Origin of the sequence: Corynebacterium sp. (assembly GCF_030532715.1) — a bacterium.
GTDB lineage: Bacteria > Actinomycetota > Actinomycetes > Mycobacteriales > Mycobacteriaceae > Corynebacterium.
The window spans coordinates 236538-257312 of record NZ_JAUNKO010000002.1; the positions used below are offsets into that span (position 1 = coordinate 236538).

Genomic DNA, 20775 nt, shown 5'->3' on the forward strand with positions numbered 1-20775 from the left:
AAAGTAGCTGCGTATAGTGGTAGCCACGCGGGTGCCCGAAAACGTGTTGGATTCGGGCTGAGACGTAGCAACGAACCGTTTGAACCTGATCCGGTTAATTCCGGCGGAGGAAGAAAGGATGTTTAGCACTGTGAATATTCGTTGGCGCGTGGTTGACATTGTGGTCGCGGCGGTGCTCGGGGTAGCTTGTGGGCTGATTTTCTGGGTGTGGAATTCCATTGGATACGCGTGGTACAGCGCCGCGGACGCCCTCACGCCAGGGTTCGGTGGCATCGCGGTGGGGGTTTGGCTGCTCGGCGGTGTGCTCGGCGGGTTGATCATCCGCAAGCCGGGTGCGGCGGTGTTCGTGGAGGTCATCGCAGCACTTGTGTCCGCGCTCATTGGTAACCAGTGGGGGATTGAAACCTTGTATTCCGGGCTCGCACAAGGCCTCGGCGCCGAATTGGTGTTCCTGATGTTCGCGTACCGGCGTTTCGGTGTGCCGGTAGCCATGCTCGCCGGCGTCGGCGCTGCGGTCGGCGCATGGCTGCTGGAGCTGATCACCAGCGCGAACTACGCCAAAGGCATGGTGTTCAACGTGATCTACCTGGTTACCTGTTCCGTTTCCGGGGTGATTTTGGCGGGCCTGTTGGCGTTCGCGTTGGTGCGTGCCTTGGCTGCGACTGGCGCGTTGGACAGGTTCGCCGCTGGGCGCGAGCAGCAACAATTGGTGTAATGGCGGGCAGCGAGGTAATCGCCAGCGGGTTCGGTTGGCGCCATGCAGGGCGGAAGCTCCCGGCCCTGCGGGGTATCAACCTGCGCATCGAAGCCGGCGAACGGGTGTTGCTGCTCGGCGCTTCGGGCTCCGGGAAATCCACGCTGTTGGCCGCGCTCGCCGGGGTGCTTGGCGACGCCGAGGACGGCGAGCGCACCGGTTCCATCACCGTCAAACCCGGTCCGGTTGGCATGGTGCTGCAAAACCCAGATTCGCAAGTGATCTCGAGCCGTGTGGGGGATGATGTCGCGTTCGGCTGCGAAAACCTGTGTGTGCCCCGAGAGGAAATCTGGCCGCGGGTGGCGCACGCCCTGCGCACCGTTGGCCTTACCGTGCCGCTGGATCACCCCACCGCCGAACTTTCGGGCGGGCAAAAGCAACGGCTGGCTCTCGCCGGCGTGCTGGCCATGCGGGCCGGGCTGATCCTGCTTGACGAACCCACCGCAAACCTGGATCCCATCGGTGTGGCTGAGGTGGTTTCTGCCGTGCGCGATGCGCTCGACGAGACCGGCGCGACGCTGGTGCTCGTAGAGCATCGGGTGGCGCAATGGCTGGATCTGATTACCCGAGTGATTGTGATCGGCGACGGGGAAATCGTCGCAGATGGCCCGCCCGAAATTTTGGAAACCCTGGAGTTGGAGGGGGTGTGGTTGCCGAACGCGCCGCTGCCAAGCTGGGAGCGGCGCACAAGCGCGGACATCCTCGTCCGCGCAGAAGATTTGCGCGTTGGGTATACCCAGCAGGTCGGCCCGCCGCGCAACCTCGTGTTGCCCAAGGGGACGTCCACGGTGATCACCGGGCCGAATGGGGTGGGCAAAACCACGTTGGCGCTGACGCTTGCGGGCCTACTCAAACCGCTCGGGGGGCGGATTGTTGGCTTTGGCAGTGAGCCGCACACGTGGAAGTCTCGGGCGCTCGCCCGCAGGATCGGGTACGTTTTCCAAGATCCGGAGCACCAATTTGTGGCGCGCACCGTGGTGGAGGAATTGCGGGTTGGCCCGCAAGTGATGGGTGTCAACGCCGACGAACGCATTGACGAATTGTTGCATCGCCTGCGGCTCGAACACCTGGCTGAGGCAAACCCGTTTACGCTGTCCGGAGGGCAGCAGCGCAGGTTGTCTGTGGCTACGGCATTGGTGGCCGCGCCCGAGCTGCTGATCCTGGACGAACCCACCTTTGGGCAAGACCGCCGCACGTTTGTGGAGCTGGTGCAGATTTTGCGCGACCTCACCCGCGACGGCATCACCATATGTTCGATTTCTCACGACGAGTTTTTCTTGGCGGCGCTCGGGGATTACGAGGTGCCACTGTGAGCCGCCCGCTGCCGTTGAACCCTGTGACCCGCATTCTCGGACTGATGATCGTGACCACGCCGTTGTTGTTGAGCGTGGACGTGGTGTCGGCGGGGGTGTCGCTCGCGTGGACCCTGCTGCTGGCGCCCGTTGTGGGTGTGAGCTTGCGCACGTTGGCGCGCCGTAGTGTGCCCATCGTGGTGGCCGCGCCGATTTCGGGGCTGTCCATGGCGCTGTATGGGCGACCGGAGGGCCGGGAGTACGCCTCGTTTTTGTTCGCGCATATCACCGATAATTCGCTTTCTCTTGCGATTGCAATCATGGTGCGCGTGTTAGCGGTTGGCATTCCGGTGGTGGTGCTCACTGCGAAGGTGGACCCCACAGACCTTGGCGACGGTCTTGCCCAGCGCCTCAAACTTCCCGCCCGTTTTGTGGTCGGCGCGGTGGCGGGGGTGCGCCTGTTGAGCTTGTTTGTTAAGGATTGGGAGTCCATGGCCCGCGCCCGCCGCGCTCGCGGCATTGCCGATCGTGGGCGTGTTCGGCACGGAATGTCCATGGCGTTCGGGTTGCTGGTGCTCGCGCTGCGGCGCGGTTCGGCGTTGGCTACTGCTATGGAGGCGCGTGGATTTGGCGCCAACCAGCGCACTTGGGCGCGGGAATCCAAGTTTACGCGTATCGACGCCGCGGCCCTCGCCGTGTGTTGCGGCATCGCCGTGTGCTCGATTGGGGTTTCGGTAGCCACGGGTGCGTTCCGCTTTTTGGGGGCGTGAACGCATGATCATTTTGATTGATGGGCCATCTGGTTCCGGAAAGACCACGCTGGCGCGAACCCTTGGCGCCGCGCTCGGCTGGCCGGTAGTGCACCTTGATGATTTCTACCCCGGATGGTCTGGGTTGGCGGCCGCACGCGACATGGTGCCCAGCGTGATTACCGAACGTAGGTATCAACGTTGGGATTGGGAACATAATGTCGCAGGATCGTGGGTTGCGGTGAGCCGTGGTGACCTGATTATTGAGGGGGTGGGGGCGATCAGCGCGGCGTCGATAAGCGCGGACGATGAGGTGCTGAGCATTCTGATGACCGCGCCGGAAGACGTGCGAAAGGCCCGGGCGCTGGCGCGCGATGAGGGTTACGCGCCGTACTGGGAGCATTGGTCGGCCCAGGAGCGCGAACATTTCGCGAGCATGCCGGCAGCACAGTTGGTGCTCCGCGGCGGCTAATGCGCAAGCGTTTCCAATGGGGAACACCGTTACATTCGGGGTGTGCAGTTTCGGTGTTGTGGCTGTTGCGCAGTTGTAAGTTGCGAGACATTTTCCATTGGAAGAGATTTGTATAACAATAGTCGGAGGAATTACGTGCTTGATGGTGGCTTTGGCATCGAGCATTGTTCGTAGTTCAACTAACCCATCGATACCGTGTAAGGAGTTGCAGTGAACACATTTACCGCTGTAACCAACTCAATTGGCGGGAGCCTCGGGCTATCAGCCCTTGTGGCCTGTATCCCGCTGCTGGCCTTCTTCATCATGCTGATTGGCGTGAAAGCACGCGCCCACGTGTCGGCGGCTGCGGCAACCGTAACCGCAATGATCGTGGCAATCGCGGGCTTTAACATGCCCGGTGAGCTGGCGTTGATGTCCGTGCTGCGCGGCGGCGTGTTTGGTTTCTTCCCCATCGTCTGGGTGATCGTGATGGCGATCTGGTTCTACCAGATCACCGTTGCCTCTGGGCGTTTCGAAGACCTGCGCCGCACGTTTGACAAGCTTGGTGACGGCGACGTGCGCATCCAAGCCATCCTCATCGCATTCTGCTTCGGTGGTCTCCTGGAGGCCCTTGCCGGCTTCGGCGCTCCCGTTGCCATCACCGCAACCATGATTCTCGCCTTGGGTGTCAAACCGCTCAAAGCCGCAATCGTGGTGCTGCTGGCAAACACCGCGCCCGTGGCGTTCGGCGCCGTGGCCATCCCGATCACCACCGCCGGTGACGTCGGCGATCGCACCGCCGAGCAAACCAACAACATTGCGGCAATCGTCGGCCACCAAGCCCCGCTGATTGCGGTATTCGTCCCCGCGATCCTGCTGTTCATCCTCGACGGCAAGCGCGGCGTGCGCGATGCGTGGATCCCGGCGTTTGTGATCGGCCTGTCCTTCGCCGTGGCGCAGTGGGCTACCTCGAACTACTTCGCGTACCAGCTCACCGACGTTGTGGCCTGTATCGTTTCACTCGGTGTTGCATTCGCATTCCTGCGCGTGTGGAAGCCACGCGGCGTAGCGGAAATGCGCGAACGCATGGGCCTGCCGCCCGCAGCGGTCAACGAAGACCTGCCCCTGCAGCGCGTGTGGATGGCGCTCATGCCGTACCTCGTGGTCACCGTCGTCTTCGGTGTGGCCAACTTGGTGGAGCCGATCAAGAAGGCACTGAAGAGCGTTGCTATCACCTTCGAATGGCCGCTGCTCAAGGACCGCCTCGTCACCGCCTCCGGCGAGCCCGTGAAATCCGCCTACACCATGGAGCTGATTTTCAACCCCGGCACCCTGCTGCTCATCTCCGGTCTTATCGTCGCGGTCGCGTACATGATCTACAACGAAAACGGCAAGTACTCGCTCAACGCCGGGGAAGTGTGGAAGGAATTCACCGGAACCTGGTACCGCATGCGTTGGTCTGCGGTAACCATCGTGCTGGTGCTCGGCCTGGCGTACGTGATGAACTACTCTGGCCAGACCATCGCCATCGGCCAATACGTGGCATCCCTTGGCCCCGTCTACGCGTTCCTCGCGCCGACACTGGGCTGGGTTGGTACCGCCGTGACCGGTTCCGACACCTCCGCAAACGCCCTGTTCAGTAAGATGCAAGTCACCGCCGCAGAGCATGCGGGCCTGAACCCCGACCTTATGCTCGCCGCCAACACCACCGGTGGTGTCGTGGGCAAGATGATTTCCCCGCAGTCCTTGGCTATCGCCGCGACCGCCGTGGAAATGGAAGGCCGCGAATCCGACATCTTCAAGGCCGTTGTGGGCTGGTCGTTCGGCCTGCTCATCGTGGTGTGTTGTTTGGTCTTCCTGCAAACCAACGTCCTGTCCTTTATGGCGCCGGTCGTGCACTAGTACACCCGTCATACGCAACAAACGCCGACGCGCAGCTTCTTTGCGAGTCGGCGTTTCGCTTTGCTTGCCATCGAAGGGGATAGATGCGGCTTGGGGCGGGGACGGGGGTTCGGCGGATAAGCGCAACACGTATGTTGAACAGGTTTTCGTTATTGCGCCAGCGTGCTCGCAGTTGTCCCCTTGGGTGTGGCGCAGGGGTGGGGGAGGAGCGCGAAGGATAAGAAAAAATTCACACATCTTATGTTTGGAATTTTGCCAGTTCAACAAAGTTTTCGCCGTGACGCGTTGATGTAGCGAATGTTACTTAGGTTTAGTCGAATTCATGTTTTGACTTAGCTCACAGTTAGAATGTTGGCATCCCTGATCTTCGAGGAGGTTGACTTGGCAATGAAAAAGATTTTCGCGATAACAGCTGTGGCCGCTGTTGCGTTCGGTCTTTCCGCGTGCTCGACTGGTGGTGGGGCCGCGAGCGGTGAAAATTACGTCACCGTGAGGGGTGGTGAACCCCAAAACCCGTTGGTGCCTGGTAGCACCAACGAATCGAATGGCGGCGATATCCTTGAGGTTTTGTTCTCGGGCTTGGTGTATTACGACGCCAAGGGCGAGGCGCACAACGAGGTCGCCGAATCCATTGATAAGGTCAGCGATCTCGAGTACAAGATCACGTTGAAAGATGGCTACAAGTTCTCGGACGGCACGCCCGTGAAAGCCGAGAACTTTGTCAAGGCGTGGAACTACACAGTAGAAAATTCGTTGCTGCAGGCCAGCTTCTTCGAGACCATCAAGGGCTACGAGGAAGGCAAGCCGCTCGAAGGCCTCAAGACTGTTGATGACAAGACCTTCACCGTCGAACTTTCCGCCCCTGAGGCGGACTTCCCGCTGCGCTTGGGGTATTCAGCGTACTTCCCGCTGCCGGATGTTGCATTCGAAGACATGGACGCCTTTGGCGAAAAGCCGGTGGGTAACGGCCCCTACAAGCTCAAGGAATGGAACCACAACCAAAACGCGGTGCTGGTGCCCAACGAGGAGTACAAGGGTGAACGTGCCGCGCAAAACGATGGCGTGAAGTTCGAGTTCTATGCGGGGCTCGATGCTGCCTACGCTGACCTGCTGGCGGGCAACCTGGACGTGTTGGACACTATCCCAGACTCCGCGTTCGCCAACTTCGAAAGCGAACTGGGCGACCGGCAAGCTAACCAGGCCGGGTCAGTGTTCCAATCCTTCACCATTCCCAACAAGCTCGAGCACTTCTCTGGTGAGGAAGGCAAGCTGCGCCGGGCTGCAATCTCCATGGCCATCAATCGCGATGAAGTTACCGACAAGATCTTCCAAAAGACCCGCACCCCAGCGACGGACTTCACCGCGCCGACAATCGACGGTCACTCCGACAGCCTGAAAGGCGAGGAGGTCCTGGAGTACAACCCGGAAAAGGCCAAGGAACTCTGGGCCAAAGCCGATGCGATGAACAAATTCACCGGTGAGTTCGCTATCGCGTACAACGCTGATGGTGGCCACCAAGCGTGGGTGGATGCGGTAGCCAACTCCATTAAGAACACCCTCGGCATCGAGGCAGTGGGCAAGCCGTACCAAGACTTCAAGTCCCTGCGCGATGAAATCACGAACCGCACCATTGACTCCGCGTTCCGCACCGGCTGGCAGCCGGACTACCCGAGCCTGGGTAACTACCTGATCCCGATTTACGCCACCGGGGCTTCCTCCAACGACGGTGACTACTCCAACCCCAAGTTCGACGCCCTCCTCAAGGAAGCTGGTGCCGCCGACGACATCGAAGGCGCCCAAAAGCTGTACAACGAGAGCCAAGAGATCCTGCTTGAGGATCTTCCCGTAATCCCATTGTGGTACTCCAACATCACGGCCGGTTGGTCCGAAAATGTTGACAATGTGGAGTTCAACTGGCGCAACCGCCCCGAACTTCATGCGGTGACGAAGAAATAGCTCGGTGAGTACCGTTTGATCGCATCCGCCCTGACCGTGCTTTGCTACGCGTCAGGGCGTTGAGCTTCCAAACGCTTTCGATATTGAATTCAACTTGGTGAGGAAAAAACCGCTATGTTGCGCTATGTCGGGCGTCGCTTGCTTCAAACAATCCCCGTGTTTTTCGGAGCAACGCTTCTCATTTATGCCCTTGTGTTTTTAATGCCTGGTGATCCCATCCAGGCCCTCGGCGGTGATCGTGGCCTCACCGAAGCCGCCGCCGCTCGCCTCCGTGCCGAATACAACCTAGACCAGCCGTTTGTTATCCAGTACCTGCTCTACATCAAAGGTATTTTCCTGCTGGACTTTGGTACCACCTTCTCAGGTCGGCCCGTTACGGAAGTCATGGCTACGGCGTTCCCCGTGACCATCAAACTTGCTGTAATGGCGTTGGCTTTCGAGGGCATCCTGGGCGTAGGTTTTGGGTTCCTTGCGGGTATTCGCCGCGGAGGTATCTTCGATTCCACCGTGTTGGTGCTTTCGCTGCTGGTGATCGCGGTGCCATCCTTTGTGATCGGTTTTGTGTTCCAATTCGTGATTGGCGTGCAATGGAGACTTCTCCCAGTCACCGTGGGCAGCAACGTGTCCTTTACGTCGTTGCTGATGCCCGCCACGGTGCTGGGCGCGGTGTCGTTCGCCTATGTGTTGCGGCTGACGCGGCAATCGGTGAGCGAGAACTTGAACGCGGACTATGTGCGCACCGCCCGCGCGAAAGGCTTGTCTAACCTGCAGGTATTAACGCGCCACGTACTGCGTAATTCGCTGATTCCGGTGGCTACGTTCCTTGGCGCCGACTTGGGTGCGCTCATGGGTGGCGCCATCATTACCGAGGGCATCTTCGGCATCAACGGTGTTGGTGGCGCGATGTATCAGGCAATTTTGAAGGGCGAGCCCACCACCGTGGTGTCATTTACCACAGCACTGGTGATCGTGTACATCATTGCAAACCTGTTCGTAGACATGATCTACGCCATCCTTGACCCGAGGATCCGTTATGCCTGAGAAGAAGATTTACCCCGGACAAGAACGTTTCATCGCGCAGACAGACGAAACCGGACTGGGTGCTGTCGACGCGGTGGCAGACGAATCGGCACCCACGTCCGTGTGGGGCGAGGCATGGCGCTACCTACGGCGCCGCCCACTGTTTTGGATTTCCGCGGCGCTGATTCTCATGGCCCTGGTACTGGCCATCGCGCCCCAGTTGCTCACCAGCACGGACCCGCGGTTCTGCGAACTTCACCGCTCACTCGACCCGCCGACAGATGGCCACCCCTTTGGGTTCGATCGCCAAGGTTGCGATATTTACGCCCGCACCATGTACGGCGCTCGCGCCTCCGTACTCGTGGGTGTGCTCACCACAACCATGGTGGTGGTGATCGGCGTGATCGTGGGCGCATTGGCCGGCTACTTCGGGGGCATACTCGACGCACTCCTATCCCGCGTCACCGACATCTTCTACGCCATCCCGTTCGTGCTGGCCGCCATCGTGATCATGCAATTGTTCAAGGAGCACCGCACCATTTTTACCGTGGTGATCGTGCTCGCGTTCTTCGGTTGGACCAACATCGCTCGTATCACTCGAGGTGCGGTGCTGAGTGTGAAGAATGAGGAGTACGTTACGGCGGCGCGGGCGGTCGGGGCGTCGAGAAGCGCAATTTTGATCAACCATATTTTGCCGAACGCCGCGGCACCCATCATCGTGTACGCAACGGTGGCGCTTGGCACGTTTATCGTGGTGGAAGCAACCCTGTCCTTCCTGGGCATTGGCTTGCCAACGACCATCGTCTCCTGGGGCGGCGACATCGCCAAAGCGCAAGGCTCGCTCCGCACGCAGCCAATGGTGCTGTTCTACCCGGCGACGGCGCTAGCGCTCACAGTGCTGAGCTTTATCATGATGGGCGACGTTGTCCGGGACGCGCTGGATCCGAAGTCGAGGAAACGATAACCATGCAACCACTGCTTGAATTGAAGGACCTGAAAATCTCCTTCACCTCCTCCACCGGCACCGTCGATGCCGTCCGCGGGATCAATATGATGATCTACCCGGGGCAATCCGTGGCAATCGTAGGCGAATCCGGCTCCGGTAAATCCACAGCCGCGATGTCCATCATCGGGTTGCTGCCCGGCACCGGCAAGGTCACCGGCGGCGAAATCCTTTTCGAAGGCAAGGATCTGACCAAACTTTCGGAAAAGCAAATGCAGTCCTACCGGGGCTCCGAGATTGGTCTCGTGCCGCAAGACCCCATGAGCAACCTCAACCCGGTGTGGCGCATTGGCACCCAAGTCAAGGAATCCCTGCGCGCCAACAATGTGGTGCCCGGCAGCGAAGCCGACGCCCGTGTCGCCCAACTCCTCGAAGACGCGGGCCTGCCCGACGCCGCCCACCGCGCCAAGCAATACCCGCACGAATTTTCGGGCGGCATGCGGCAGCGAGCGTTGATCGGTATCGGGCTCGCCGCGCACCCCAAATTGCTTATCGCCGACGAGCCGACCTCCGCTCTGGATGTCACGGTGCAACGGCGCATCCTCGACCACTTACAGCATCTCACCGAAGAGCTCGGCACCGCCGTGCTGTTTATCACCCACGACCTAGGGTTGGCGGCGGAACGGGCCTCCCACCTGGTGGTAATGCACCGTGGGCGCATCGTGGAATCCGGGCCGTCGCTGGACATTCTGCGCGACCCGCAGCACCCGTACACCAAGCGTCTTGTCAAAGCCGCGCCATCGTTGGCGTCTGCGCGCATCCGGCAGGCCAAGGAACAGGGGCTGGAGAGCTCCGAATTGCTCACGGCGGATACCGACGTCGCGCATGAGGAAGTGGTCCGCGTCGAGCACCTCACCAAAGTGTTCGATATTCGTGGTGCGAAAGGGGCGAAGAAGAAATTCAAAGCCGTTGACGACGTCTCGTTTTCCTTGCGTCGCGGCACCACCCTCGCGCTCGTCGGCGAATCCGGCTCGGGCAAATCCACGGTAGCCAATATCGTGCTCAACCTGCTTGACCCGACCGAAGGCAAAGTGTTTTACAAGGGCACGGACCTGTCCACGCTGAACAACGCCGAGCTCTTTGCCATGCGGCGCAAACTTCAAGTGGTGTTCCAAAACCCGTACGGTTCGTTGGACCCCACCTACTCGATCTATCGGTGCATCGAGGAACCCCTTGCAATACACAAAGTAGGCGGGCGTGCCGACCGCGAAAAGCGGGTGGCCGAGCTTCTCGACATGGTGGCCATGCCACGGTCCACCATGCGCCGGTACCCCAATGAACTCTCCGGCGGGCAGCGCCAACGAATTGCGGTGGCGCGCGCACTCGCGCTCGAGCCGGAAGTGATCGTGCTTGATGAAGCCGTCTCCGCCCTCGACGTGCTTGTGCAAAACCAGATTTTGCAATTGCTGGCCGGGCTCCAAGAGGACCTTAACCTGAGCTACCTGTTTATCACCCACGACCTTGCCGTTGTGCGGCAAACCGCTGATGATGTGGTGGTGATGCGCCAAGGTCGGGTTGTGGAAACCGGCACGACCGACGAAGTCTTCGAACACCCCAAAGAGGACTACACCAGGGACCTTATCGAATCCGTCCCCGGGCTCGGCATCGAACTCGGTACCGGATTGTAGTGTTCTCGGAGTCGCCGAGACGATGAAACAAACCGCACCTGCTGTGGCAGGTGCGGTTTCGTGCGTTCTTGGTGGGGGAGCTGGCGTCCCGATGGTGCGCGGGATTAGACGCTACTGAAGGGGTAGTTGATGATGCTGTCGATGTAAGAGCTACCGGTGACGGGGGCCGTCGCCGGGGCTTGGGTGGGGTGTTGCACGGCGTCGACCAGGGGGGCGGGGGAGCCAACTTCCCCGGGGACGGCGACGCCGGTTTGGCGTTGAATCCAGTCAAGGTGTTCGGCAACGGGGACGTACCACGCCACCGTGCCTGCCGGGTTGTTGCCCTGGTTGGAGTAAGCGGTCACGCCGGCGAGTTGTCCGTTGACCACGAATGGCCCTCCGGAATCACCATGGGTCACACGGCCGCGGTCAATCCAAGCTTCCAGCAGGTGCTGGTCCGGGGTAGCGCCGGGGACGTTAAACACGCGCCGCTGGATTGTCGCGTCGGCAGCCTGCGGTTGCAGGAAATGGTGCTGGGCAACCCCGCCCCAACCCTCGACCACACCGACGGTACCGGGTGCTAGGTGCTCACCAGACAGCGCAACAGGCGCGGAGCTCACCGGGGTGTCTAACTCGATCACGGCGAGTTCCACGGTGGGGTGCATGTACACGTTCGTCGCGTGGCGGATTTCGTTGTTCACGGAAATGGAATTGGTGTCACCTTTGCCCACGCAGTGCTTTGCGGAAAGCACCCACGTCGGGCTGATCAGAGTTCCGCTGCAGCTCATGTCGCCCAAGATGACGCGGGAGGCGGTGCCTCCGGGCCTGCCGCCAACGATTGCCTCGGCGGGGGCAATGGCGGTCATACTTCCGAAGATGGCAAGGGCGGCAACGAGGCGCGAGAATTTCATGGGCACAGCCTTAGAAAATTGGGGATTTCGGATTGATAGTATAACTGGGTAGCGATATTGATGAGAAAAGGGGGGACTTATAAAAGTTCGGCGATGACTTCCGTGGGCCGTGCGATGCGCGCGCCCGCTTTGGTGACCACGATCGGCCGTTCGATAAGGATGGGGTGCTTGGCCATGGCGAGAATCAGCTGGTCTTCGGGGGTTTCCGGGGTAAGTCCGAGCTCCTTATAAAGGGGCTCGCCAGTTCGAATGGCGTCGTGCGCTTTGAGGTTTGCGGACTTGAGTAGTGCGGTAAGAGTTTCGGTGGTGGGGGCAGTCTTCAGATACTCAATAATCGTCGGTTCGATATTGTGTTCGCGCAGATATGTGAGTGCGGCGCGGGACTTTGAACACGCGGGGTTGTGGTAAATAGTTGCGTCCATGTTAGTCAATGCTAGTGAGTGTAACGCCTTCGGCCCAGGTTAGGTCGATGCCACACGAAGATAACCACGCCGAAACATCGTCCCCGTGGCGGGTGATGCCCTCCACGGCGGCCAAGGTTGCCTCGATGGCTTTCTCCGCGTCTTCGGCCGCGAGAATCCCGGCGGCGGTGGCCGCCGATAGCTCGTCAATGTCCCACACGTCTACGGGTTTACCGATATTGCAGATGAGGTCGATGTAGAGGTCTCGGGTGCGCCACACAGCACCTTCTTTGGTGATATCTACAACATCTGCATAAAAGTCCTGCTCGCGCTCCGCACCTTGGCGGTAGTGGAACACGTTGATGCGCAGCCGTAATGCGGGGAGCAGCCAGGATTCCAGGTAACCGAATTCGGGGTGGTCCGCGCCGCGCGCCATATACAGCCCGAAGTCGGTTTCGGCGTAGGTATCCACCGGACGGTGAAAGCCCTTCGGGTCAATGTTGATGTGCGCGCCAGTGTCGAATGTTTCCTGCTTGACGGGGTGTAGGTCGACCATGGGGAGATCCTTAAACGGTGAACATTCCTGCGGTTGGGATGAAATTGCACACGTGCCCTTCCGTGGACACCCCGCCGATGGCGATGGCGACGACGGTTCCGCGGCCGGTATTGGCAATGCCGCTCACCGTGGCGGGGCCTTCGGCGTTGATGCCTTGGGCGGTGAGGTGGGTGCTGCCAAAGCGCAGGTTGTGGACGTTCAACCAGTGCACGGTCATGCCACCGTGGTCCGGGTCGGCCGGTCCGGTGCCCAGCGCGGTAAACACGAATGCGGATTGCTGCTCGGGTACCCCGGGCATGGGGAGGTCGGCTGGGCCGGGCACTGCGATCATGGTGCCGGTGGCACGGTGCTCGCCTGCAATGCAGCGATCGGCGGTGGTGGGCCACAGGAATTGGGAAAACTTTGGCGCGTCCTCAGGGAGGGCGACGCCACCGCCGCTCGAACCTTCAAAAAATGTAATAGCGGCATCAAGAGTTTCGCGGGCGGGGGCGGGCAGCCACGGAGCGTCGGAAAGCCCACGCAGGTGGTCAAGGGTGCCTTCGGAGGGGCGCCCCAAGTGGTCGAAGGAGAGGGGAACCGCGAGCGGGTCAGCCGAAGCTGCAGGTGGGGAGGAGAAAATTGGGCAGCAGGCAATGCTCATCGCAGCGAGAACTGCTGCGAGGCGCTTTACTACGTATCTCACAAAAACCTTCCCATTAGTCACACGAGTTCACTCTAATGTACTTCCGCCACAAACCTTAGTGCAGTGAACATATAAGCACCACCCGCACATGTCGCTATAGAACAAGTCGTACATGCTGTGGGCAGTGTTACGCCAGTATTAAAATATTCGCGTCGCGTGGGGGTAGGGGGGTACATTAATTGACCGATTACCAAACCGCACAATTTTGGCAGGAGATAAGCCGCCCGTGACCCAGACAGAATTCCGCAACGTTGCTATCGTCGCGCACGTTGACCACGGAAAAACCACACTCGTCAACGCCATGCTGGAACAATCCGGCGTGTTCGGCGACCACGGCGAAGTCACCGACCGCGTGATGGATTCCGGTGACCTCGAGCGGGAGAAAGGCATCACCATTCTGGCCAAAAACACCGCGATTCGGCGTAAGGGGGCAGGCAAGGATGGGCAGGATTTGATCATCAATGTCATCGACACCCCAGGCCACGCGGATTTCGGCGGCGAAGTGGAGCGCGCCCTGTCCATGGTTGACGGCGTCGTCCTGCTTGTCGACGCCTCGGAAGGCCCCCTGCCCCAGACCCGCTTCGTGCTGGGCAAAGCCCTCGCCGCGAAGATGCCCGTGATCATTGCGGTGAACAAGACGGATCGCCCCGACGCGCGAATCGACGAAGTGGTCGAAGAATCCCACGATTTGCTCCTCGAACTGGCGTCCACGCTTGAAGACCCCGAAGCCGCCGAGGCTGCGGAGACCCTGTTGGACCTCCCGGTGCTGTACGCATCGGGGCGGGAGGGCAAGGCGTCGACAAGCAATCCTGGAAACGGCAACGTGCCGGAGGCGGCGGACCTGCAGGAGCTGTTCGACGTCCTCTACGATGTGCTGCCCGAGCCGACCGCGGAGCTCGACGCCCCGCTGCAGGCCCACGTGACAAACCTCGACTCGTCGTCGTTCCTGGGGCGGATCGGGCTGGTGCGCGTGCACGCCGGTACGCTGCGCAAGGGGCAGCAGGTGGCGTGGATCCACTACGACAAGGACGGAAATCAACACACCAAAACCGCGAAAATTGCCGAACTGTTGCGCACAGTAGGCGTCACGCGCGTGCCAACAGACGAGGTCATCGCTGGTGACATCGCTGCAATCTCCGGCATCGACGAAATCATGATCGGTGACACGCTCGCGGACGTGAACAACCCGGTGGCGCTGCCGCGGATCACTGTCGACGAGCCGGCGATTTCCATGACCATCGGCGTGAACACCTCGCCGCTTGCGGGCCGCGGTGGCGGCGACAAACTTACCGCCCGCGTGGTGAAAGCCCGCCTCGACCAAGAGCTCATCGGCAACGTGTCCATCCGAGTGCTGCCCACCGAACGTCCCGACGCGTGGGAGGTGCAAGGCCGCGGCGAAATGGCCCTATCCGTGCTCGTGGAAACGATGCGCCGCGAAGGCTTTGAACTCACCGTTGGCAAACCGCAAGTAGTGCCGAAAACCATCGATGGCAAGGTACACGAGCCGTTCGAACATGTGGTTATCGACGTCCCGTCCGAGTACCAGGGAGCCGTCACCCAACTCATGGCCGTGCGCAAAGGCCAAATGCTCGCCATGGACAACTCCGGCAGCGATTGGGTGCGCATGGAATTCAGCATCCCCGCGCGCGGGCTCATCGGCTTCCGCACCACGTTTATGACCGAAACCCGCGGCACCGGCATTGCCAACCACTATTCGGAGGGCTACAAGCCGTGGGCCGGCGACATCAAAGACCGCGCCACCGGCTCGCTGGTGGCCGACCGGTCCGGGCAGATTACCGCCTACGCGTTGCAACAACTCGCTGACCGGGGCAACTTCTTCGTTGAGCCCGGCACCGAAGCCTACGAAGGCATGGTCGTTGGGGCGAACAACCGCGACGAGGACATGGACATCAATATCACCCGCGAAAAGAAGCTCACCAACATGCGGTCGGCAACCTCGGAAGCCACCGTCACCTTGGCGAAGGCGCGCAATCTTTCCCTCGACGAGGCGATGGAATTCTGCGGCCAAGACGAGTGCGTGGAAGTCACCCCACAGACCATCCGCGTGCGCAAAGTGCTCTTGCACGCAACCGATCGGGCCCGCGCCCGATCCAAGGCCAAGCAGCGCAACGGGTAACCCGCATGCCGCGGCGGTGCGGCGTCGGCGGGTTGGTGGCGCCCGCGGCATTCGGTGCGTGGGCTGGTACAAAGGTAAGGGTGAAGCGCCATTGTCTTGCCATCGTCTTAGCTTGCGCATTGCTTGCGGGTTGTGCGGCTTCGCCCGGCCCGCCGCCCGTGGCCGAGCCGGGGCAAGAGCAAAAGCAACAGCCGGAGCCGAAGAAAAATACCAGCAATACCATTGAGATCGGCATTGACCCCATTAAAAACGGGTTGAACCCGCACCTCGTGGCGGACGATAGTGCATTCGTACAATCGCTCGCCAGTTTGGTGCTGCCCAGTACGTTCGTCGAGGGGGAGATGGACACCGCGCTGCTGGAAAAAGCTGAGGAAATTCCCGTCACCGAGCCGGGCGTAGCGCAATCCGTGCGGTACGTCATCCGTAAGGAAGCGCAGTGGAGTGACGGCACCCCGATTACCGGCGCGGATTTTTTGTACCTGTGGCGCAACATGGTGACCACCCCCGGGGTGGTGGACCCCGCCGGCTACGAGTCGGTCATGCAGATTCGCTCCTCCAATGGGGGAAAGACCGTGGATGTAGATTTTCGCCGCAAGGTGGCGGATTGGCGGCTGTTGTTCAATCACCTCGTGCCCAGTCACCTGTTCCGCACCGGCACTGAATCATTCGCAAGTGTTCTCGATGAGGTGGTTCCGGCGTCGGCGGGGCGGTACATGGTGCGCACCGTGGACCGGGACCGCGGCGTAGTCACGCTGACCCGCAACGATCGGTATTGGGGCAAGCAGCCGGCGGCGACGGAGACGCTGGTGTTTCGAGAGATCCGCTCGCAGCCGCAAGGCCGCCAAATGGTGCGTAGCGGCCAAGTTGGGTTTCTTGACCTCACTCCCTCCGAGGTGAGTCTTGCCGTGTTCGAGCAATTGCCGCAGGCACAATTGCGCACCTACCAGCGCGAATCCCGTCTCGAACTGACGTTTAATACCAGCACGATGCACACCCCGGAATTGAGGCGCGCTATCGCCCGCCGCGTTGACGCGAAACTTATCGCTGAGATTGCCGCCGGGCGGCGCAGCGATATCACGGTGCCGGATTTTCAGGTGCCGCCGGGGCCGGAGGAGATTCCGCACCGGGTGCGTATCGCCGCGGATGCGGCTGACGATGCCGCGGCGTCGGCAGCTTCCAGCATCGTCGATGGCCTGCGCAAACAGGATATTAACGCGGAGGTGGTATTGAGCGATTTCCACGAAATCACCGGGCGGCTGCTGCCGGAAGGGCGGGTGGACGCGGTGGTGTCTTGGCAGCGCACCACGCCCTCGGCGATTACTGCCGCCAGCCGGTACCTATGCCCCCAAACGGCCGAACGTGCCGGCAACCTCAGCGCTGTGTGCGATCACGCACTCGATGAGCAATTGATTGCCGGATTGGCGGAACAGCGCGTGGTAAGCACAGCGGAGTTTTATGCTCAACGCGTCCTTGGGGTGCCGTTGCTGGAGGATACGCGGATGGAGGTTTTGGGTGTTGGTATTGTTGGTCCGGACTCGGCCTTAGAACAGTGGCCACTACATCAGCCTGCGGGTGCGCTCGCCACCGCAGCAACCTGGAGGAGAAACGATGAGTGATCTCGTCGGCGCGCGGGTGGTTGTGGTCCACGCCCACCCAGATGATGAAGCCATCACCACCGGTGGCACCATCGCACACCTGAGCCAACGTGGCGCGGAGGTTACGGTGGTGACCTGCACGCTCGGCGAACAAGGCGAGGTGATCGGCGAATCCTACCAAGGATTGGTACGCACCGATCAGCTCGGCGGGTTCCGCATCGCAGAGTTGCAACGATCCCTGGCGCACTTGGGCGCGCGTGGGGAATTCCTCGGGGGCGTGGCGTGTTGGCGGGACTCCGGTATGCAAGGGGATCCGGCGAATGATCGCCCCGGCGCGTTTCTCCATTCCGGCCACACCGCCGTGCAGCAACTTGAGCAAGTGTTCGAACGTTTGCGCCCGCATTTGGTGATTACCTACGGCCCGGACGGCGGCTACGGCCACCCCGACCACATTCGCGCGCACGAGATTACGCACGCCGCGGTGGCGGCAAGTTCCGTGCAGCGCGTGTTGTGGGCGGTCACCGGCGCCGCCGACCTGGATCGGGGCGTGGCCGCCATCGCCGAAACCCCGCACGGTTGGCGGTTGCCTCACCCAGGGGAATTGTCCAGCCAGCAGCGCGTGGACCTACGCCTTCCGCTTGACGACGCCGCGTACGCCGCCAAAGTGCGCGCCTTCGAGGCACACGCCACCCAGTTGTGGGTGGCAAATGGTGGGGTGAGCGAGGTGAATCCGCGGGCGGCGTTTGCGCGCACCGTCGATACGGATGCGGCGCCGTTGGTGTATTGCTTAAGTAACCGCATAGCCCAACCCCTGATGCGCTACGAACATTTCCAATATGCCTCGGGCACCCCACTGGGCGCCGCGCTGTGCCCTATGGAAGGTTTAACCTGGTGAGTTTCTCCAAAGCTGAAATCATGTGGGGGCTGGCGTGGCTGGCTCTCGGCGCGTTGCTGTCCGTACTGCTTGAGGTGGTTTACCTGGGCACGTGGATTACCGTGGCGGGCCGCCCGATGGCGTTCCCATTTACCATCCCCATCGCGTTCCTATTCACCATGGTGCTCAGCCGCACGGCACTACTGTGGACCAAGCGCCTGAGCCTCGCGGCGATTCCGCTGGTCGCGTGGATGTTGGGTTTCTTCACGCTAACCTTTTGGGTTTCCTTTTCCGGCGACATTCTTGTTGGGGAGAACCCAAGGAGTATGCTTCTGTTGTTTGCTGGCATGGCCGGCGGCGGTTGGCCCTTGCTCAGGGCAAAATGACACAATAGGGACGGTGTAAAACCTTTATGCTGCCTCCCCAGGTGCGCCCCACCCCTAACCGAATTTTTAGTTTTGGAGTTTTCGTTCACTAATGACCTACACAATCGCACAGCCCTGCGTTGACGTCATGGACAAAGCCTGCGTCGAAGAATGTCCTGTGGACTGCATTTATGAAGGCAAACGCTCCCTGTATATTCACCCCGATGAGTGCGTGGACTGCGGGGCGTGTGAGCCTGTCTGCCCGGTGGAAGCCATCTTCTATGAAGACGACGTGCCCGACGAGTGGATCGAATACAACGACGCAAACGCCGCGTTCTTTGATGAGCTTGGCTCCCCTGGAGGTGCCGCCAAACTAGGGCCGCAGGATTTCGACCCGCCCTTGGTGGAAGCACTTCCGCCGCAAGCAGACTAAGGATTGAGCAGGACCACATATGCCCGCCCGCACACCAATACAATTGCCGGATTTCCCGTGGGATAGCCTCGCGGACGCCAAGGCCCGCGCCGCTGCCCACCCGGATGGGATTGTCAATCTTTCCGTAGGCACACCCGTCGACGAGGTAGCGCCGGGCATCCAGCTCGCCTTGTCGGAGGCGGCGGCCGCGCCAGGGTATCCGCAAACCGCGGGCAAGCCAGAGCTACGGGCCGCGATCGTGCGGGCATTGGAACGCCGCTACCACGTCACCGGCCCGGATGAAGATTTCGTACTGCCAGTGATCGGCACCAAGGAAGCGATCGCTTGGCTGCCAACCGTGCTGGGCGTCGGCCCAGGCCACACCGTGGTCATTCCGGAGGTGGCGTACCCCACCTACGAGGTGGCCGCATTGTTGTCGGGGGCGACGCCACAGCGCGCGGATTCGCTGACCCAGCTGGGGCCGGCGAGCCCCACCATGATGTTTATCAATTCCCCGGCGAATCCTACGGGGAAGGTGTTGGGCATTCCGCACTTGCGCAAAGTGGTTTCGTGGGCGCAGCAACGCGGCGTGATTCTCGTGTCCGACGAGTGCTATATCGGCCTCGGCTGGGGTGCGGAGGAACCGGTGTCCATTTTGGATCCGCGCGTGAGCGAAGGCGACCACACGGGCTTGCTGGCTATTCACTCGCTGTCAAAGTCTTCGAACCTAGCGTCCTATCGCGCGGGCTTTTTCGCCGGCGATTCCGCCCTGATCCGCGAACTTCTCGAGGTGCGCAAGCACGCCGGCCTGATGGTACCCGGGCCAATTCAACGCGCCATGATCGCCGCGCTCGACGACGATGACCAAGAAGCCGCCCAGAAATTGCGCTACGCCCACCGCCGCGTGAAGCTACTGCGCGCACTGACCGACGCCGGGTTTACCGTCGAACATTCCGAGGCAGGGTTATACCTGTGGGCAACCCGCGGTGAGGATTGCCGCGCGACCGTCGATTGGTTTGCCGAACGTGGCATTCTCGTCGCCCCCGGTGATTTCTACGGCCCACGAGGCACGCAATATATCCGCATGGCGTTGACCGCCACAGATGAGCGTATCGACGCCGCCGTAGCCCGCCTGGCAGCCTAACCCCCGCGCGTCGATTAGCCGAGGGGTGTGTTCTATTCGGGTTGTTCGTGCGTGACTTGTGCGTGGGTTTTGTGCCTCCAACGCTGCCCGATGGCGTGAAATGACACGGGGGCAGAGTAGGATAAAACAGTCAGTTCGCCCATGGAAAAATGGAGATATCCTTGCGCCAGCCTAATGCCTACCTCAACAGCATGAAGCAATTTCTCAAATTCGGGGTGGTCGGCGGCTCAGGCGTTATCGTCAACATGGCGGTGTTGGTGGTAGTGCGGCGCATATTCTCCGATATTTTCGGCATCTCCACAGTGGACCCGTTCCTAAACCTGCTGGGCAGCCCGTTTCACATCCGCTGGTACCACATCATGGTGACCCTAGCCTTCTTAGGCGCCAACACTTGGAACTATCAGCTCAACCGCATGTGGACATTCCGCGGCGCACGGCAACGCACCTGGCTACGAGGGTTTTTCCCATTCCTACTCACCGGGCTCGGGGCGTTCGCCGTGACACTTCTAGTGACCACCGCGCTCGTCAACGTCGAATCACCCGTAGCGCTGCCGCCCGAAATCTTCGACGACTCCACCGGGCTCCGCAACCGCGTCTACTGGGCAAACATGATCTCCATCGTGGTGGCCATGCCCATCAACTTCCTAGTCAACAAGGTCTGGACCTTCCGCGGGCACCGTGTAATTTCCAGTACGGAGCCCACAAAGGTGTAGTCGCCGGTTGGGGTGGTTTCTGGGATGGTTTCTGGGGGCCTGTCGTACTAATTGGTGGGGGTTCTGGCCACTCATCGTCCCCGGCGCCATGGCGCTCGAAGCCTTACGGATGCTGAACTGCCTCTGCGAATAGGTTGAGCCTTGTTGAGCCTTTGGCTGTGTCGAATCTGCCTCAGGCAGATGTGACATGGGTGTGGTGCGTTCCAGGGGAAACACCGACGTGTGGTGGTTGGTGTGTCGGATTTGCCTGA

The 20775-nt window shown here is 60.8% G+C and carries 20 protein-coding genes and 1 riboswitch; of the genes, 16 read left to right on the forward strand and 4 right to left on the reverse strand.

The features are described 5' to 3' along the window. Positions 1-17: 17 nt before the first annotated feature. Positions 18-131, forward strand: a riboswitch (TPP riboswitch). The 9 genes from Q4D83_RS04185 to Q4D83_RS04225 all read left to right on the forward strand — a co-directional run bounded on the left by Q4D83_RS04185 (position 119) and on the right by Q4D83_RS04225 (position 10755). Continuing rightward, entirely contained in the window at positions 119-715 is a 597-nt protein-coding gene (locus Q4D83_RS04185; protein WP_303173250.1) for an ECF transporter S component, read from the forward strand. It overlaps the preceding riboswitch by 13 nt. Beyond that, positions 715-2067, forward strand: a complete 1353-nt coding sequence (locus Q4D83_RS04190; RefSeq protein ID WP_303173252.1) for an ABC transporter ATP-binding protein — start codon at positions 715-717, stop codon at positions 2065-2067. Before Q4D83_RS04185 ends, Q4D83_RS04190 begins: the two co-directional genes overlap by 1 nt. Beyond that, positions 2064-2816 carry an energy-coupling factor transporter transmembrane protein EcfT gene (locus tag Q4D83_RS04195; protein ID WP_303173253.1) on the forward strand — a complete coding sequence of 251 codons (753 nt, stop codon included), beginning with the start codon at positions 2064-2066 and terminating at the stop codon, positions 2814-2816. The genes Q4D83_RS04190 and Q4D83_RS04195 overlap by 4 nt, the downstream gene beginning before the upstream one ends. 4 nt (positions 2817-2820) lie before the next feature. Next, on the forward strand, positions 2821-3267 hold the full coding sequence (locus Q4D83_RS04200; RefSeq protein WP_303173255.1) for a (d)CMP kinase: 447 nt from the start codon (positions 2821-2823) through the stop codon (positions 3265-3267). A 210-nt stretch (positions 3268-3477) separates the two neighbouring features. Then, on the forward strand, positions 3478-5148 hold the full coding sequence (locus tag Q4D83_RS04205; RefSeq protein ID WP_303173256.1) for an L-lactate permease: 1671 nt from the start codon (positions 3478-3480) through the stop codon (positions 5146-5148). 381 nt (positions 5149-5529) lie between these two features. After that, positions 5530-7104, forward strand: a complete 1575-nt coding sequence (locus Q4D83_RS04210) for an ABC transporter substrate-binding protein (protein WP_303173259.1) — start codon at positions 5530-5532, stop codon at positions 7102-7104. Positions 7105-7218: 114 nt separating this feature from the next. Beyond that, positions 7219-8145, forward strand: coding sequence for an ABC transporter permease (locus Q4D83_RS04215; protein WP_303173260.1), 927 nt, complete (start codon positions 7219-7221; stop codon positions 8143-8145). Beyond that, entirely contained in the window at positions 8138-9088 is a 951-nt protein-coding gene (locus tag Q4D83_RS04220; RefSeq protein ID WP_303173262.1) for an ABC transporter permease, read from the forward strand. Before Q4D83_RS04215 ends, Q4D83_RS04220 begins: the two co-directional genes overlap by 8 nt. 2 nt (positions 9089-9090) lie before the next feature. Beyond that, on the forward strand, positions 9091-10755 hold the full coding sequence (locus Q4D83_RS04225) for an ABC transporter ATP-binding protein (protein WP_303173263.1): 1665 nt from the start codon (positions 9091-9093) through the stop codon (positions 10753-10755). Between the two features lie 104 nt (positions 10756-10859). On the opposite strand, the gene Q4D83_RS04230 is transcribed toward Q4D83_RS04225, so the two are convergent. The 4 genes from Q4D83_RS04230 to Q4D83_RS04245 all read right to left on the reverse strand — a co-directional run bounded on the left by Q4D83_RS04230 (position 10860) and on the right by Q4D83_RS04245 (position 13284). Continuing rightward, positions 10860-11645 carry a trypsin-like serine protease gene (locus Q4D83_RS04230; RefSeq protein WP_303173264.1) on the reverse strand — a complete coding sequence of 262 codons (786 nt, stop codon included), beginning with the start codon at positions 11643-11645 and terminating at the stop codon, positions 10860-10862. 77 nt (positions 11646-11722) lie between these two features. After that, positions 11723-12067 carry an arsenate reductase (glutaredoxin) gene (arsC, locus tag Q4D83_RS04235; protein ID WP_303173266.1) on the reverse strand — a complete coding sequence of 115 codons (345 nt, stop codon included), beginning with the start codon at positions 12065-12067 and terminating at the stop codon, positions 11723-11725. Between the two features lies 1 nt (position 12068). Further along, complete coding sequence (locus tag Q4D83_RS04240; RefSeq protein WP_303173267.1) at positions 12069-12602, reverse strand: DUF402 domain-containing protein; 534 nt, start codon at positions 12600-12602, stop codon at positions 12069-12071. Between the two features lie 10 nt (positions 12603-12612). Further along, complete coding sequence (locus Q4D83_RS04245) at positions 12613-13284, reverse strand: hypothetical protein (protein ID WP_303173268.1); 672 nt, start codon at positions 13282-13284, stop codon at positions 12613-12615. Between the two features lie 226 nt (positions 13285-13510). On the opposite strand from Q4D83_RS04245, the gene typA reads away from it, so the two are divergent. The 7 genes from typA (at position 13511) to Q4D83_RS04280 (ending at position 20524) form a co-directional block, all read left to right on the forward strand. Continuing rightward, a complete protein-coding gene (typA, locus tag Q4D83_RS04250; RefSeq protein WP_303173270.1) occupies positions 13511-15421 on the forward strand; it encodes a translational GTPase TypA in 1911 nt (636 codons plus the stop codon). An 80-nt stretch (positions 15422-15501) separates the two neighbouring features. Next, positions 15502-17037 carry an ABC transporter family substrate-binding protein gene (locus Q4D83_RS04255; RefSeq protein WP_303173272.1) on the forward strand — a complete coding sequence of 512 codons (1536 nt, stop codon included), beginning with the start codon at positions 15502-15504 and terminating at the stop codon, positions 17035-17037. Continuing rightward, a complete protein-coding gene (gene mshB / locus Q4D83_RS04260) occupies positions 17030-17911 on the forward strand; it encodes an N-acetyl-1-D-myo-inositol-2-amino-2-deoxy-alpha-D-glucopyranoside deacetylase (RefSeq protein WP_303173273.1) in 882 nt (293 codons plus the stop codon). The genes Q4D83_RS04255 and mshB overlap by 8 nt, the downstream gene beginning before the upstream one ends. A gap of 20 nt (positions 17912-17931) precedes the next feature. Beyond that, entirely contained in the window at positions 17932-18276 is a 345-nt protein-coding gene (locus Q4D83_RS04265) for a hypothetical protein (protein WP_303173592.1), read from the forward strand. Positions 18277-18367: 91 nt separating this feature from the next. Next, positions 18368-18688: a ferredoxin gene (gene fdxA, locus Q4D83_RS04270; RefSeq protein ID WP_303173275.1), complete on the forward strand. Its 321-nt coding sequence runs from the start codon at positions 18368-18370 to the stop codon at positions 18686-18688. A 19-nt stretch (positions 18689-18707) separates the two neighbouring features. Then, a complete protein-coding gene (dapC, locus tag Q4D83_RS04275; protein WP_303173277.1) occupies positions 18708-19811 on the forward strand; it encodes a succinyldiaminopimelate transaminase in 1104 nt (367 codons plus the stop codon). A gap of 149 nt (positions 19812-19960) precedes the next feature. Further along, a complete protein-coding gene (locus Q4D83_RS04280; protein ID WP_303173278.1) occupies positions 19961-20524 on the forward strand; it encodes a GtrA family protein in 564 nt (187 codons plus the stop codon). The last annotated feature ends 251 nt before the right edge of the window (positions 20525-20775 follow it).

Excerpts from the sequence above, each read along its gene's own strand:
- arsC (WP_303173266.1), bottom strand. The coding sequence starts at position 12,067 with ATGGACGCAACTATTTACCACAACCCCGCGTGTTCAAAGTCCCGCGCC.
- Q4D83_RS04185 (WP_303173250.1), top strand. The coding sequence starts at position 119 with ATGTTTAGCACTGTGAATATTCGTTGGCGCGTGGTTGACATTGTGGTC.
- Q4D83_RS04200 (WP_303173255.1), top strand. The coding sequence starts at position 2,821 with ATGATCATTTTGATTGATGGGCCATCTGGTTCCGGAAAGACCACGCTG.
- Q4D83_RS04280 (WP_303173278.1), top strand. The coding sequence starts at position 19,961 with ATGGAGATATCCTTGCGCCAGCCTAATGCCTACCTCAACAGCATGAAG.
- dapC (WP_303173277.1), top strand. The coding sequence starts at position 18,708 with ATGCCCGCCCGCACACCAATACAATTGCCGGATTTCCCGTGGGATAGC.
- Q4D83_RS04265 (WP_303173592.1), top strand. The coding sequence starts at position 17,932 with ATGTGGGGGCTGGCGTGGCTGGCTCTCGGCGCGTTGCTGTCCGTACTG.
- Q4D83_RS04215 (WP_303173260.1), top strand. The coding sequence starts at position 7,219 with ATGTTGCGCTATGTCGGGCGTCGCTTGCTTCAAACAATCCCCGTGTTT.
- Q4D83_RS04240 (WP_303173267.1), bottom strand. The coding sequence starts at position 12,602 with ATGGTCGACCTACACCCCGTCAAGCAGGAAACATTCGACACTGGCGCG.
- Q4D83_RS04190 (WP_303173252.1), top strand. The coding sequence starts at position 715 with ATGGCGGGCAGCGAGGTAATCGCCAGCGGGTTCGGTTGGCGCCATGCA.
- Q4D83_RS04230 (WP_303173264.1), bottom strand. The coding sequence starts at position 11,645 with ATGAAATTCTCGCGCCTCGTTGCCGCCCTTGCCATCTTCGGAAGTATG.
- Q4D83_RS04220 (WP_303173262.1), top strand. The coding sequence starts at position 8,138 with ATGCCTGAGAAGAAGATTTACCCCGGACAAGAACGTTTCATCGCGCAG.
- fdxA (WP_303173275.1), top strand. The coding sequence starts at position 18,368 with ATGACCTACACAATCGCACAGCCCTGCGTTGACGTCATGGACAAAGCC.
- mshB (WP_303173273.1), top strand. The coding sequence starts at position 17,030 with ATGAGTGATCTCGTCGGCGCGCGGGTGGTTGTGGTCCACGCCCACCCA.
- Q4D83_RS04225 (WP_303173263.1), top strand. The coding sequence starts at position 9,091 with ATGCAACCACTGCTTGAATTGAAGGACCTGAAAATCTCCTTCACCTCC.